The organism is Citrobacter sp. Cf088 (assembly GCF_030334295.1).
Classification (GTDB): Bacteria; Pseudomonadota; Gammaproteobacteria; order Enterobacterales; family Enterobacteriaceae; genus Citrobacter; species Citrobacter freundii.
In genome coordinates this window covers 56,254-69,193 of record NZ_JAOWEE010000054.1, presented here as the reverse complement: position 1 = coordinate 69,193, position 12,940 = coordinate 56,254, and the positions used below count along the sequence as shown (strand labels likewise).

Sequence of the window (12,940 nt, the reverse complement as noted above, 5' to 3'; positions counted from 1 at the left end):
TTAAACAGCCGCCGCAGTGGCGTTATCAATTAAATCCAACACTTCCTGCGCGGTGCGGCAGGCGCGTAAACGGTCGAAATTGGCTTCGTCATCAAAGAGATTCACGATCTGCATGATGCCCACTTCCTGATGTGTGTTGGCATCAACTGCCGCCATCGTTATCAGAATATCGACCGGGTCGTTATCTTCGTGGTTAAACACCAGCGGCGTTTTCAGCGTCACCAGCGCAAAACCGGTTTTCTTGACCCCTTCCTCCGGACGGCCGTGCGGCATCGCCAGGCCTGGCGCAATCACAAAGTACGGGCCAAACTGCTCAACGCCATCAAGGATGGCCTGGTAGTAGCGTGGTTCAACCACATCAGCCTTAACCAGCAGATCCACGCCAAGCTTTACCGCTTCCTGCCAGGTACTGGCCTCGGCTTGCAAAAGGATGGAACTATTGTCTGCCAGCGAGTCACGTAATTTCATATGCCGCCCCTTACTTCACGTCCTGCGGAAAATGCGCTTTGATCACTTCCAGCAGTTTTGGTCCAAAATCGGCAGGAGACAGCATGTTGCGTACGCCAACGACATATTTATTGCCAGAAACGGTAATCTCACCGGCGATATGCGTAGAGGCGATGATAATATCCGCGCCGCTCAGTTCACTTTTGTATTCACCCACGGCGCAGCTGTTTACCGTATGGTCAATATTTGACTGGGTTAAAAACTGGTCCACCTTCATTTTCATGATCATGGAACTGCCCTGCCCATTGCCACACACAGCCAGAATACGTACGGTCATAATCGGAACTCCTTATTAAGCAGAGTGTTCTGCCAGTTGTTTTTCTGCGTCTTCCTCAGCACGCAACGTGCGTCCTGCGAAAAACATATAAGCCAGTGCAATCAGAATAATGACGGCCATAAACACGATGCCGATGGAGGCAAAGCCTTGCATCATCGGCGGTGCCAGAATTGACCAGTCCGCCATGCCCATCCAGGCGCTCATACCGGTGAGCTTCACCGCCCAGACGCAGCCGAAGATTTCGATCATCCCCATCACCAGGCAAATCTTGAGCGCTGCGCGCCAACCGCCAAAGTGGTTAGCAAATACGCCGATAGTGGCGTTCGAGAAGAACATCGGGATAAAGCCTGGGATAATCAGAATGGAAGAGCCGCAGGCCACAAGGATGCCCACCGCAATCAGTTGGCCGATGGTCCCCCACATAAAGCCCCAGACCACCGCGTTAGGAGCAAAGCTATAAATCGCCGCGCAGTCGATGGCCAGTACCGCGCCCGGGATCAGACGTTGAGAGATACCGTTGAACGCTTCTGAAAGTTCAGCAACGAACATACGTACGCCCTGGGTGATGATGAAGATAGCGACAGCAAACGAAAAACCGGTTTGCAGGATATACACGGTCCAGTGGGTTTTACCCGCCATCGCCTGAACCACATCAATGCCGAAAGAGAGCAGGATCGCCCCGAAGAAGATGGTCATCACAATCGCGGTAGAAACGATGTTGTCATGGAAGATATTCAGCCAGCCTGGCAGCTTGAGATCTTCTACGCTCTCCTCTTTCTTACCCAGATACGGCGCGACTTTGTAAGCAATCCAGGAGGCGAACTGCTGCTGGTGACCGATGGAAAAACCACAGCCGTCGGTCACTTCCTGGGTCGGCTTGTACATCATATTGGAGGTAATGCCCCAGTAGAGCGACACCAGCACCGCGGTACAGATGATGGTGGTCCACATGGAATAGCCAAAGATGTAGAAAGAGACGGCGATCAGGCCCGCCTGCTGGAACATGATGTGCCCGGTCAGCATGATGGTACGAATACCGGTAATCCGCCGTAGCAGCACGTAACAAATGTTTAGCGCCAGCGCCAACAGTACCGCGTACCCTACCCAGCTATAGGCATCCCCCATACGTTCGATGGTTGCCATCATGGAGGCATAGGTATCGGAAATCGCACCGTTGATACCGTAAACCTCGGACATCTTCGCCACTACCGGTTTAAACGTGCTGGTCAGAATGCCCGACCCTGCCTGCAATAACATAAAACCAATAATCGTTTTGATCGTGCCTTTGATAATAACGCTGACACTTTTACGCAACAGGATGTAGCCGAGGCAGGTCACAATACCCAACAGCAACGGTGCATTGGTCATGACCTGATTAAAAAAGACGGTAAAGATGTTGTAGAGGATCTCCATAACGATCTCCAGTAGACGAAGTTGCTGAACATTCATTACAGATGCCCAGGATGTTGTGCCCTCACTCTAATTTTCAAAAGTAATCACAACAAGATTGAATTTGATTAAATGTGATGCAGTACGCAAATAATTCTCTTACTTGCAGAGTGGATTTACTCCTAATTCATTCAATTCAAAATAAAACCAATCAAAACAATAAAATACAAAAATACATTTCATATAAACCATCTTGTCACGTTGTAATTTGTTAACAATTTTTCATTCAACACCAAAAATCAACGCATTGCCTTCTTGAGAAAATGATGTCAGTATCAATCAAAACAAATCAAAATTTGATTCAACTTGAACAAACATGAAGGTAATTGCGATGAGTAAAGTAAAAAGCATCACGCGTGAATCATGGATCCTGAGCACATTCCCGGAGTGGGGAAGCTGGCTGAATGAAGAGATCGAGCAGGAACAGGTCGCACCAGGTACTTTCGCGATGTGGTGGCTCGGCTGTACCGGAATTTGGCTGAAGTCGGAAGGCGGGACTAACGTCTGCGTCGATTTCTGGTGCGGCACGGGCAAACAGAGTCACGGTAACCCGCTGATGAAAACCGGTCACCAGATGCAACGCATGGCAGGGGTGAAGAAGCTGCAGCCAAACCTGCGCACCACGCCGTTTGTTCTTGATCCGTTTGCCATTCGTCAGATCGATGCGGTGCTGGCCACACACGATCATAACGATCACATCGACGTAAATGTTGCGGCAGCCGTCATGCAGAACTGTGCCGACGACGTGCCGTTTATTGGACCGCAGACTTGTGTGGATCTGTGGATCGGTTGGGGTGTACCAAAAGAGCGCTGCATCGTGGTAAAACCAGGCGATGTGGTGAAAGTGAAAGATATTGAAATTCATGCGCTTGATGCGTTTGATCGTACTGCGTTAATCACCCTGCCCGCCGATCAAAAAGCCGCTGGCGTGCTGCCGGATGGTATGGATGCCCGCGCCGTAAACTATCTGTTCAAAACGCCGGGCGGTACGCTTTATCATAGCGGCGACTCACACTACTCCAACTACTATGCAAAGCATGGCAACGAGCACCAGATCGACGTCGCACTCGGATCCTACGGCGAGAACCCACGGGGTATTACGGACAAAATGACCAGTTCTGACATGCTGCGTATGGCGGAGGCCCTGAATACAAAAGTGGTGATCCCTTTCCATCATGATATCTGGTCAAACTTTCAGGCCGATCCACAGGAGATCCGCGTACTGTGGGAGATGAAAAAAGATCGCCTTAAGTATGGCTTTAAGCCATTCATCTGGCAGGTAGGTGGCAAGTTCACCTGGCCGCTGGACAAAGATAACTTTGAATATCACTATCCGCGCGGCTTTGATGACTGCTTCACCATTGAACCGGATTTACCGTTTAAATCGTTCTTGTGATCCACACAAAATGCCGGGCCATCCCGGCATTTTTTCCCATTTACTTTAGTATTTCCAGGCTATTTCAAATATCATCTTTTCAAATCAATTTGTATCGGAATAGCTCATGACTGAAGCACAAAGACATCAAATATTGCTGGATATGCTGGCGCAGTTGGGCTTTGTTACCGTTGAGAACGTAATTGAGCGTCTGGGGATTTCACCCGCCACAGCGCGCCGGGACATCAACAAGCTCGACGAAAGCGGCAAACTCAAGAAAGTACGCAACGGCGCAGAAGCTATTACCCAACAGAGACCGCGCTGGACGCCAATGAATCTGCACCAGGCGCAGAACCACGATGAAAAAGTTCGCATTGCCAAGGCAGCATCCCAGCTTGTGAATGCGGGTGAAAGCGTAGTGATCAACTGCGGATCGACCGCTTTCCTGCTGGGTCGCGAAATGTGCGGCAAGCCGGTGCAGATCATCACCAATTATCTGCCGCTGGCGAACTATCTGATCGACCAGGAGCATGACAGCGTGATCATCATGGGCGGGCAATACAACAAAAGCCAATCCATCACGCTTAGCCCGCAAGGCAGTGAAAATAGCCTGTATGCCGGACACTGGATGTTTACCAGCGGCAAAGGGTTGACCGCGGACGGACTGTATAAAACCGATATGCTGACCGCGATGGCCGAGCAGAAGATGCTTAACGTGGTAGGCAAACTGGTGGTACTGGTCGATAGCAGTAAGGTCGGTGAACGCGCGGGGATGCTGTTCAGTCGCGCCGATCAAATCGATATGCTCATTACCGGTAAAAACGCGAACCCTGAGATTCTGCAACAGCTTGAAGCTCAGGGCGTGAGCATTATGCGTGTTTAAAGGTGCTGGCGGAAAAACGTCACTGTTGCGGCCAACGCTTCTGGCGTGATGCGATGTCGTACGCTCGCTTCCCACAGGCAGGTCAGATTGTTGTCCAAACCTGCCTGAATCAGCGCTTGCTGTAAGCGGAAGGTTTCAACAGCCGGTACAACATCATCATCCTGTCCATGCCACAGCAGCAACGGCCTGTCGGCGAGGCGTGGCAACTGATGCGTAACGTCCCATTCGGCAAGCGGGGCGATAACGGCATCAAATTCCACCTGTTGCTCTGGGGTCTGAACCAGTAAAGGAGGAAAAAGTGTCTGCGCAAGCCGGGTAAAATATCCTGAGCCCATCAGGCTGGCTACACATTTAACCTCAGGATGACGCGCCATTATGCCCAATGCAGTCATTCCTCCCATTGATGCCCCACCGACGGCAAGCCGCTCATCTGAAAGCCAATTTTCTGCCACCAGAGCCGCACGTAACGTCGTAAACTCCTGCATGTTTTGCTGCAATATATGCCAGAAGCGGAACATTCGCTCCTGAGCATTACCGTTAAATCGGGCGCCATGTTCGGGCGCATCTGGCATGACGACGCGAAACCCGGCCTGAGCCAGCGCAACGGCAAAATAACTGTAGACCAGACTTGAAGATGTAAACCCGTGATAAAAGAGAATACAAGGGAGTGAACATTCGCGTTTACCAGCCGGAACGGCGTGCAGGACAGGGATACCAGCTAACTGTCGTGTCTCAATTTCTATCATTTGTTGCCCCTTTTTTTCTGGTATGCCATGCAGCAATACTTAACGCAAGCGAATGTGTTTGGCAATGATTCATAATGTTGAGAACTGGGTTACGCTTTCGCAACATTTTCATTCGAAAATCGCGTGAGAGATAACAATTCGGGAACATTCCCCTAAAGGGAAATTAATAAGGCACTACACTATGGCTATCAGGAAACGAGATAGAGTTATGCGTCGGTTTGCCTCTTTGTTGCTGGTTATGTTTTTAAGCGCCTGTAGCGTGCTACAGGGAACGCCGCAACCCGCACCGCCCGTTGCCGACCACCCGCAGGAGATCCGCCGTGACCAGAGTAATGGGTTACAGCGATTAGGGACGGTTAGCGCGCTGGTAAGAGGCTCTCCGGATGATGCGCTGGCAGAGATCCGTGCCAAAGCCGTCGCGGCTAAAGCTGATTACTACGTGGTTTTATTAGTAGATGAAACCATCGTGACAGGCCAATGGTATTCACAGGCAATTTTGTATCGTAAATAACATTGGGTTGAAATTTAGTCAGCTTTACATTGCTTTGCGCCTCTATGCGTTTACCTGTGCACAATAAACCAACAGCAGGAAGCTTGAGGTTTATTATCGCGATGGAATGCCCTGCCGTGTGTAGGGGTACGAATAATGGAGCTGACGATGAAACAATCTCTTGCCTTATCCTCACTGCTGCTTTCTGCCGGACTGGCAGGTACTACGGCGCAGTCTGCCGAATTCGCCAGTGCTGACTGCGTTACGGGCCTGAACGAAATTGGCCTGATCTCTGTCAGTAACATTGCAGGAAATCTGCAGGATGTAGAACGTGTAATCGCGTTAAAAGCGGATGAACAAGGTGCCTCATGGTATCGGATCATTCAGATGTACGAAGACCAGCAGCCCGACAACTGGCGCGTACAGGCCATACTTTATGCGTAACAGATTGCCGGATGGCGTAAACTTATCTGACCTGGACTGAGCGTAGGCATGATAAGACGCACCCGCGTCGCCATCAGGCAAGTTATTACCGTAACCCCCCCGTTGCCCGCAGGAGCAAATCGTTCAGCACCTGTTCAGACAATCGTAGTCCACCCCGCGTATCAAGCATCATTTGGCACCAGGCCTGCGCCACTGGCGGAGAAGAATAACGCAACATCTGCGCCCCGCAACCGAGCAGGAAAAGCTGCTGCGTAATCTCCCGTCCCAATGCCTCACTGGGTTTACGTAAACGCTGCTGCAACTGACGCACCATTCGATCGTAATGCCGATCCTGCCCCTTTACCTCCGCAAAGGCTTCGCTGAGCATATCGTAGATGCCGGGTTGTTTTGTCAGTACCCGCAATACATCAAGGCACATAATGTTGCCGGAGCCTTCCCAGATACTGTTTACCGGCATCTCACGATACAGGCGCGGCAGCTCACTCTCCTCGCAATAGCCAATCCCGCCCAGCACTTCCATCGCCTCAGCCACAAACGGCATACCGACCTTGCAAACGGAGAATTTCACCGCAGGCGTGAACAGCCTGGCCCACAGCGCTTCTTTGGCATCAGCACGACGGTCCCAGGCCCTCGCCAGTCGAAACAGTAGCGCCGTCTGACCTTCCAGTTGGAGCGCCATCCGGCCTAATACCTGACGCATCATCGGCTGTTCAATCAATGGCTTGCCAAAAACCTGTCGCTGGTGCGCATGATAAATCGCGATGGAAAAAGCACGTCGCATCATGCCGTGACTGCCGAGCGCGCAGTCAAAACGCGTCATCCCGCCCATCTTCAGGATATGGCGGATACCTTCCCCTTCTTCGCCCAATAGCCAGCCAATCGCATCGTGGAATTCAACCTCGCAGCTGGCGTTGGAGCGGTTGCCTAACTTATCTTTCAGTCGTTCAAGACGGATGGCATTACGCTGCCCGTCAGGTAAAAATCGCGGTACAAAAAAGCAGGATAAGCCGCCCTTTGCTTGGGCCAGCACCAAATGGGCATCGCTTTGCGGCACGGAGAAAAACCACTTATGTCCCACCAGCCGATACGAGCCGTCGACAAGACGTTCTGCCTGTGTGGTATTGCTCAGCACATCTGAACCACCCTGCTTCTCGGTCATGCCCATGCCGATCAGCAGCCCACGCTTTTGCCCACCGGGCAGTAAATGCGAGTCATAACGGTCGCTTAGCAGCGGCGTCAGCCAGTCGTGAAAGGGGGCGGGTAACATTTGAAGTAACAGCGGCGTAGCGGCAAACGTCATGGTCACCGGACACAACGTGCCTGCTTCAACCTGTGCATGTAGCATGAAACGCGCCGCCCGGGCAACAAATGTTCCCTGCCTCGCGTCTTCTTCCCAGGCCAGATTATGCACACGGTTGGCGCACAATCCCTGCATCAGCAAATGCCAGGCAGGATGAAAACGCACATCATCCAGCCGCTGACCCTGAGAGTCGTAGCGCAACAGTTCAGGTGGATAAGCGTTAGCCAACCGACCCAATTCGAGCGATTCTGCAGTCCCTAACTGCTGACCAATACTGGCGAGGAGATCGCTATCCCAAGCCGCACCTTCGCGATTGACCGCTTCGCACAGAGCCCCATCTGACAGGTACAAATTGCTGTTATTGAGCGGTGCAGGTTGATTAAAAACGGTATGCGTTTGCCAGTGCATTGTGTTTCCCTCCGTCAATGGACGTCGCCTTAAGTATGGTCAGAACCCCATGATTCGCGACGGAGGGAGATCACAAAAGTAGGGTTAGCCCGCAATATAGTGAGGAATAAAACGAGACGTATCTTTAGTGATCAACGTATTATCTTCGCGGATCCCCATACCACATGCTTCATCATCTACGATCCAACTGCCGATCAGCGTGTAGCTGTCGCCAAAGTGCGGTAACGGCTGAAATGCCTGATAGATCATCGGCTCTTCGGCGTAATCACCCTCAGCATGCTCAACGACCTGCTGCTGACCATCAAAAATGGTGACGTTTCCTCCCTCGCGGGAGAATATCGGTTTGCGCACATAGCTTTCACCTGGCGCAATTTGTGGCGTTTCACCGTCAAACCAGGCGGGTAGCAAGTTGGGATGATTGGGAAAGAAACGCCACAGTAACGGCATCAACCCTTTATTGCTGAGCACGCTCTTCCACAACGGTTCAACCCACTGTTCACGCCGATGGCGTAACAACGGACCATTGTCATCACGCATCATCCACTCCAGGGGATACAGCTTAAAGGCGCGACGAATAACATTGTCATCAAGGTCCGTCAGCACGCCACCGACGCCAAGCCCCAGATCCTCAACGTAAATAAACCGCGATTCTTGCCCGGCCTGCTGTGCGCAATCCTGTAAATACAGCACGGTGGTACGATCTTCATCGGTATCCTCACAGCAGCAAAAGTAGAAGGGGTCCGGGCTATACAGCTCAGCAAAACGGGATATTAGCCGCTCCTGAATGGCATTGTACTGATCGGCATCGCGTGGGATAACGCCGCTGCGGCGCGCATCTTCCAGCCATAGCCACTGGAAGTACGCCGACTCATAGAGCGACGTTGGCGTATCCGCGTTGTACTCCAGCAGCTTGACCGGAGAATTATTACCGCACCAGACAAAATCCATGCGGCCATACAGGGAGGGATCGCGATTGCGCCAGCTTTCGGCAATAACGTCCCAGTACAGCGGCGGGATCGCCAGTTGCTGCATAATCTGTTCGTCGTTAACTGCTCGTTCGACGACATCCAGACACATCTGGTGCAGTTCCGCAGTAGGTTTTTCGATCTGCTCTTCCACTTGTCTGAGCGTAAAGCGGTAAGCCCGACTCTCATCCCAGTAGATTTCGTTATCGATAATATGAAAATCGAAACCGTGATCGTAAGCGATCCTGTCCAAATCTTGCCGAACAGGAACATCATGTCGCAGCATCGTTAACCTCCCCAGTGCCCACGCGCGCTGGACGAACGTCCGTAGCCACCGCGTGAAACCGTCGAAACTTTCTTTGTCGTATAGCTATGGCTGGTCGCGGTATCATTTTTTCCACTACCGGAACGCCAGCTGTAATCCCCAGAAGTCGTGCGCCAGACCGGGCGCGAAGCATAAGAAGAACCGCCGCTGCTGTAGACATACTGTTCGTCGCGATTTTTACGAATGACGCGACTGAGTAAAAAACCGGTGAATACAGGCACCCAGCTTTGATCGGTGCTGTCGAGATAGCAGTCGCCAAACTGGGTCTGACAGCTTTGCTTATTCATCTGCTTTGGCAGGTTGGAGTAGAACTCTGTTTTCGCATTGTTCCAGCCATCAGCACAAACGGTGGCGCTATTGCCATCGTCAATACATTCACTCACCGCGGAGTAAAAGGTACCGTCGCCATCGTTGTCTGCCCCTGCGTCATCACTACACCCCTTGAGGATAAAAAATGCCGCTCCGCCCATAATAGCCAGCGTCAGATACTTTCCGCTGTAACGACTGCGTTTTCTTACAAAGGGGTTAACCGGGCGATCGATTCGCGTGATAGCAGAATGCCCTGATGTTCTGTTTTTGTTTCCGGATTTACGTTTTCTTGCCATGATCGTCCATTACCATGTCATGCAGGCGGCGTTAAAAATGCCTCCCGCCAGCGCGGCGGTTCCCATAAATAGTCCCGCTGCGGTGTTGTGATTAATAATTTTTTCACTCAGTGCCGGCATATATAAACGCACGCCGCCGTAAATGATCAGTTGTATCACTAGCGCGATGCCGCCCCAGGCAAAATAATCCGGGATGCTGACGGCGTTAATTGCCGCGCTGGATAACGGAATGACGTAACCCAGCAACGTGCCGCTAAACGCCAGCGACGCCGCCATATTGTTATTTTTAATCAGCTGCCATTCATTGTGCGGCGTAATTTTTGAGTAGATGACCAGAAAAACAATCACCATGGCTGCGCCAATAAAAAAATAGGCGCCAAAAGCCAGTAATGAACTCAGTATGTGCATTAAAACCTTCCCTGAAATTAACCAATAATATTAAGTGACGTCAATGGGATATCCACGCCTAGCGCCCGTGAGAATACCCACTCAGGCTCGCCCTGCTCATTGAACGACTCTTCACCGTTTAACAGCAGGTATTCCCAGGTATCATCAGCAACCTGTCGCTGATAGCCCATGGTAAAATTATGCACTTCCCACGTGGCGTGCTGCTGGTTTTCCACTTTTTCCAGCATATAAACTGGCTCTATATTCCCCGGCTCTTCGTCGTTAAAAAAGCGCTGCCAGCGCGCTTCCTGCCAGGCGAGCGTCGGTGTGCCTATTGCGGCCGGACTAATCGCAGACTGCCAGTGTTTTTTCTGCGAAATCCCGTAGCTTTCTTCATAAACAAAGAATTTGATATCGTCGATATCATCCATGTCTGCGCCGCCCGTGGTATTGATTTGCAGAAACTCTTCTCCGGACGTGTAGTAGCGGAAAATCTGACTTCCGCCGCCTAAATCAATGTGGCTGACTGCAGCAACGGTGTACTCCTCACCGGGCAATTCGATCAATAAAGCCTCTTCTAACAGGCGAAATGCCAATGTATTGAGCGTAAACCCGGCATTCAGATGTAACCCCAACGGCCCGCGAACTGGCGCAGCAACATCCGCTTTACCAAATAAACGCTGGAAAAAACTCGTCATCATTTATCCTTAATGATGTGCCAGCCTCCGGTCGATGCTGGCATATATCGCCGTATGATTACTCGCCTTGCTGGCGCTGCAATCGTGCCAGCACATCCTGAGCAGAACTTTTATTGCTTGCGCCAATACCTGCTTCGGCCAGCTTCTCGTCAAGGTCACGCCCATCCGCAACTTTTTCCAGCTGTGCGGCAGCATCCAGACGCGCCTGACGCTCTGCCTGGCGCATTTGTAAACGCTTGAGCGACTCTGCGGCGGTAGACACGCTGGAAGACGCGCCCACGGTCGACGTGGTCACGGCCTGCTGGGCGCGCTGCATCGCTTCTGTCGCCTTTACCACCTCCAGCTGCTGCTCAAACTGCGCAATCCGTTGTGTGGTTGCACTAACCGCTTTTTCGACGCCATCACGAGAGCTCTCAAGGTTAGTGAGCACTTGCTCTTCAGCGGTAATGACATTCTCCAGACGGGCAATTTCTTCTGCAACTTCGTTAATCAGAGACGGGTTAGCGTTTTTACTCAGTGCTTCCAGCACTCGCGTTTCCAGACTGGATTTGCGTGCCCGCAGATCGCTTAACTTGTCATTACTCATCTTCACGCGTGCCAGCAGGTCAACCCGCGATTTTCCGGCTTTATCCAGTTCACCTTTCGCATCACGAATATGCTGTTCCAGCATCCGCACACCCTGCGCTTCTTCAATTGATTCTTCCGCCTGAGAAAGTACGGACTTGCCGAGGGTAAACAGGCTTTTTAAAATTCCCATCAATAGCGTTCCTTGTTATTCGTGAGTGTATTCTTCAGTGATTTCAGCCAAATCCAGAGCGTTATCCGCAAGCGTCGTCATCTCCAGGACCACATCATCCAACGATGAGTTCAGGGAAAGCGCCCCAAATGCGACGTAATATTCATCCTGCTGAACGCGTGAAATCCCCACGGAAGACAGAGGAAGGAGTTTCTGATTACGCAATAAGAAAACATTAAACTCATCTTGCTGATGAATACTGCTGACAGGACAAATAATGGTTTCAATAATAATCTGGCGGGATGTAAATAACACACTGAGCGGCAAATCGCCATAATCATTCATTTTAATAATTAATGACCGCTCATCATTTTCAATATCTATATTTAATTCTTGAAGAGTTTGTAGTGCTTCAGCAAGCACCTGCGGATTCCATGCCATATATTTCCCATATATTAGTTAATTAGAAATAAATATCATTTTTCAGCCTTTATCATACTTGTTTAAGATAAAAAAAAGCCATCCGAATCAGGATGGCTTTTTCCGAAAATTAAGCTTAGCTGCGTTGGCGGACTGCTTCAAACAGGCAGATGCCCGTCGCAACTGAAACGTTCAGCGACGAAACGCTACCTGCCATCGGGATGCTGATGAGTTCGTCACAGTGTTCACGGGTCAGACGGCGCATACCTTCACCTTCTGCTCCCATCACCAACGCCAGACGTCCGGTCATTTTGCTCTGGTAGAGAGTATGGTCGGCTTCACCAGCGGTTCCGACGATCCAGATATTCTCTTCCTGCAGCATACGCATGGTGCGCGCCAGGTTGGTCACGCGGATCAGCGGTACGCTTTCTGCCGCACCGCAGGCCACTTTTTTCGCCGTCGCATTCAACTGAGCGGAACGATCCTTCGGTACGATTACAGCATGTACGCCAGCGGCATCGGCGCTACGCAGGCATGCCCCCAGGTTATGCGGGTCGGTGACGCCATCGAGGATCAAAAAGAACGGCTGATCGAGCGTAGCAATCAGATCCGGCAGATCGTTTTCCTGATACTGACGCCCAGGCTTCACGCGAGCAATAATCCCCTGATGTACCGCACCCTCGCTTTTCTCATCCAGAAACTGACGGTTAGCCAGTTGAATGACAACACCCTGTGCTTCCAGTGCGTGGATCAGCGGCAGCAGGCGTTTATCTTCACGACCTTTGAGAATAAAGACGTCCTGGAAGCGCTCAGGCGCACGTTCCAGCAGAGCCTGCACCGCATGGATGCCGTAAATCATTTCACTCATGAATGTACTCGTTAATAGTTTATGCATAACGCGGGCAACACGAGATTGCCCGACTTA

At 51.2% G+C, this 12,940-nt stretch carries 16 protein-coding genes; 4 read left to right on the top strand and 12 right to left on the bottom strand.

Going from position 1 to position 12,940, the window contains the following annotated elements; all coding sequences use genetic code 11:
• Genes ulaC through ulaA form a run of 3 tightly spaced genes read right to left on the bottom strand, consistent with a single transcriptional unit; the run spans position 1 to position 2,197 of the window.
• A complete protein-coding gene (gene ulaC / locus OGV71_RS18855; RefSeq protein WP_003025658.1) occupies positions 1 to 468 on the bottom strand; it encodes a PTS ascorbate transporter subunit IIA in 468 nt (155 codons plus the stop codon).
• Between the two features lie 10 nt (positions 469 to 478).
• Positions 479 to 784 (bottom strand): PTS ascorbate transporter subunit IIB, encoded by a 306-nt coding sequence (gene ulaB, locus OGV71_RS18850; protein ID WP_003025655.1) that lies wholly within the window; start codon positions 782 to 784, stop codon positions 479 to 481.
• 15 nt (positions 785 to 799) lie between these two features.
• Complete coding sequence (gene ulaA / locus OGV71_RS18845; protein WP_003025652.1) at positions 800 to 2,197, bottom strand: PTS ascorbate transporter subunit IIC; 1,398 nt, start codon at positions 2,195 to 2,197, stop codon at positions 800 to 802.
• A 367-nt stretch (positions 2,198 to 2,564) separates the two neighbouring features.
• Here ulaA and ulaG point away from each other — a divergent pair, with 367 nt between their 5' ends.
• Together ulaG and ulaR are read left to right on the top strand one after the other, a co-directional pair.
• Positions 2,565 to 3,629, top strand: a complete 1,065-nt coding sequence (gene ulaG, locus OGV71_RS18840) for an L-ascorbate 6-phosphate lactonase (RefSeq protein ID WP_003025649.1) — start codon at positions 2,565 to 2,567, stop codon at positions 3,627 to 3,629.
• A gap of 106 nt (positions 3,630 to 3,735) precedes the next feature.
• A complete protein-coding gene (ulaR, locus tag OGV71_RS18835; protein ID WP_003025646.1) occupies positions 3,736 to 4,491 on the top strand; it encodes an HTH-type transcriptional regulator UlaR in 756 nt (251 codons plus the stop codon).
• Here ulaR and yjfP read toward each other — a convergent pair.
• Positions 4,488 to 5,237: an esterase gene (gene yjfP / locus OGV71_RS18830; RefSeq protein ID WP_204584210.1), complete on the bottom strand. Its 750-nt coding sequence runs from the start codon at positions 5,235 to 5,237 to the stop codon at positions 4,488 to 4,490. The genes ulaR and yjfP overlap by 4 nt on opposite strands.
• A gap of 181 nt (positions 5,238 to 5,418) precedes the next feature.
• On the opposite strand from yjfP, the gene bsmA reads away from it, so the two are divergent.
• Positions 5,419 to 5,748: a biofilm peroxide resistance protein BsmA gene (gene bsmA / locus OGV71_RS18825; RefSeq protein ID WP_003025640.1), complete on the top strand. Its 330-nt coding sequence runs from the start codon at positions 5,419 to 5,421 to the stop codon at positions 5,746 to 5,748.
• 147 nt (positions 5,749 to 5,895) lie between these two features.
• Complete coding sequence (gene yjfN / locus OGV71_RS18820) at positions 5,896 to 6,171, top strand: DUF1471 family protease activator YjfN (RefSeq protein WP_003025637.1); 276 nt, start codon at positions 5,896 to 5,898, stop codon at positions 6,169 to 6,171.
• 85 nt (positions 6,172 to 6,256) lie between these two features.
• On the opposite strand, the gene OGV71_RS18815 is transcribed toward yjfN, so the two are convergent.
• The 8 genes from OGV71_RS18815 to rlmB all read right to left on the bottom strand — a co-directional run bounded on the left by OGV71_RS18815 (position 6,257) and on the right by rlmB (position 12,883).
• Positions 6,257 to 7,879 carry an isovaleryl-CoA dehydrogenase gene (locus OGV71_RS18815; protein WP_204584212.1) on the bottom strand — a complete coding sequence of 541 codons (1,623 nt, stop codon included), beginning with the start codon at positions 7,877 to 7,879 and terminating at the stop codon, positions 6,257 to 6,259.
• Between the two features lie 84 nt (positions 7,880 to 7,963).
• Positions 7,964 to 9,130 carry a glutathionylspermidine synthase family protein gene (locus OGV71_RS18810; protein WP_286533833.1) on the bottom strand — a complete coding sequence of 389 codons (1,167 nt, stop codon included), beginning with the start codon at positions 9,128 to 9,130 and terminating at the stop codon, positions 7,964 to 7,966.
• Between the two features lie 2 nt (positions 9,131 to 9,132).
• On the bottom strand, positions 9,133 to 9,774 hold the full coding sequence (locus OGV71_RS18805; RefSeq protein ID WP_032948379.1) for a DUF1190 domain-containing protein: 642 nt from the start codon (positions 9,772 to 9,774) through the stop codon (positions 9,133 to 9,135).
• Between the two features lie 9 nt (positions 9,775 to 9,783).
• Positions 9,784 to 10,182, bottom strand: coding sequence for a DUF350 domain-containing protein (locus tag OGV71_RS18800; RefSeq protein ID WP_061547582.1), 399 nt, complete (start codon positions 10,180 to 10,182; stop codon positions 9,784 to 9,786).
• Positions 10,183 to 10,199: 17 nt separating this feature from the next.
• Positions 10,200 to 10,859, bottom strand: coding sequence for a YjfK family protein (locus OGV71_RS18795; RefSeq protein WP_061547583.1), 660 nt, complete (start codon positions 10,857 to 10,859; stop codon positions 10,200 to 10,202).
• A gap of 58 nt (positions 10,860 to 10,917) precedes the next feature.
• Positions 10,918 to 11,616 carry a PspA/IM30 family protein gene (locus OGV71_RS18790; RefSeq protein WP_286533832.1) on the bottom strand — a complete coding sequence of 233 codons (699 nt, stop codon included), beginning with the start codon at positions 11,614 to 11,616 and terminating at the stop codon, positions 10,918 to 10,920.
• 15 nt (positions 11,617 to 11,631) lie between these two features.
• The gene (locus tag OGV71_RS18785) at positions 11,632 to 12,036 is read right to left on the bottom strand and encodes a YjfI family protein (RefSeq protein ID WP_286533830.1); all 405 of its coding nucleotides are present in this window, start codon (positions 12,034 to 12,036) and stop codon (positions 11,632 to 11,634) included.
• Between the two features lie 115 nt (positions 12,037 to 12,151).
• A complete protein-coding gene (rlmB, locus tag OGV71_RS18780) occupies positions 12,152 to 12,883 on the bottom strand; it encodes a 23S rRNA (guanosine(2251)-2'-O)-methyltransferase RlmB (protein ID WP_003025615.1) in 732 nt (243 codons plus the stop codon).
• Between the last annotated feature and the right edge of the window lie 57 nt (positions 12,884 to 12,940).

What these genes read in the sequence shown, in the direction of transcription:
- ulaC (WP_003025658.1), bottom strand. Translation starts at nt 468, where the DNA reads ATGAAATTACGTGACTCGCTGGCAGACAATAGTTCCATCCTTTTGCAA.
- ulaB (WP_003025655.1), bottom strand. Translation starts at nt 784, where the DNA reads ATGACCGTACGTATTCTGGCTGTGTGTGGCAATGGGCAGGGCAGTTCC.
- ulaA (WP_003025652.1), bottom strand. Translation starts at nt 2,197, where the DNA reads ATGGAGATCCTCTACAACATCTTTACCGTCTTTTTTAATCAGGTCATG.
- ulaG (WP_003025649.1), top strand. Translation starts at nt 2,565, where the DNA reads ATGAGTAAAGTAAAAAGCATCACGCGTGAATCATGGATCCTGAGCACA.
- ulaR (WP_003025646.1), top strand. Translation starts at nt 3,736, where the DNA reads ATGACTGAAGCACAAAGACATCAAATATTGCTGGATATGCTGGCGCAG.
- yjfP (WP_204584210.1), bottom strand. Translation starts at nt 5,237, where the DNA reads ATGATAGAAATTGAGACACGACAGTTAGCTGGTATCCCTGTCCTGCAC.
- bsmA (WP_003025640.1), top strand. Translation starts at nt 5,419, where the DNA reads ATGGCTATCAGGAAACGAGATAGAGTTATGCGTCGGTTTGCCTCTTTG.
- yjfN (WP_003025637.1), top strand. Translation starts at nt 5,896, where the DNA reads ATGAAACAATCTCTTGCCTTATCCTCACTGCTGCTTTCTGCCGGACTG.
- OGV71_RS18815 (WP_204584212.1), bottom strand. Translation starts at nt 7,879, where the DNA reads ATGCACTGGCAAACGCATACCGTTTTTAATCAACCTGCACCGCTCAAT.
- OGV71_RS18810 (WP_286533833.1), bottom strand. Translation starts at nt 9,130, where the DNA reads ATGCTGCGACATGATGTTCCTGTTCGGCAAGATTTGGACAGGATCGCT.
- OGV71_RS18805 (WP_032948379.1), bottom strand. Translation starts at nt 9,774, where the DNA reads ATGGCAAGAAAACGTAAATCCGGAAACAAAAACAGAACATCAGGGCAT.
- OGV71_RS18800 (WP_061547582.1), bottom strand. Translation starts at nt 10,182, where the DNA reads ATGCACATACTGAGTTCATTACTGGCTTTTGGCGCCTATTTTTTTATT.
- OGV71_RS18795 (WP_061547583.1), bottom strand. Translation starts at nt 10,859, where the DNA reads ATGACGAGTTTTTTCCAGCGTTTATTTGGTAAAGCGGATGTTGCTGCG.
- OGV71_RS18790 (WP_286533832.1), bottom strand. Translation starts at nt 11,616, where the DNA reads ATGGGAATTTTAAAAAGCCTGTTTACCCTCGGCAAGTCCGTACTTTCT.
- OGV71_RS18785 (WP_286533830.1), bottom strand. Translation starts at nt 12,036, where the DNA reads ATGGCATGGAATCCGCAGGTGCTTGCTGAAGCACTACAAACTCTTCAA.
- rlmB (WP_003025615.1), bottom strand. Translation starts at nt 12,883, where the DNA reads ATGAGTGAAATGATTTACGGCATCCATGCGGTGCAGGCTCTGCTGGAA.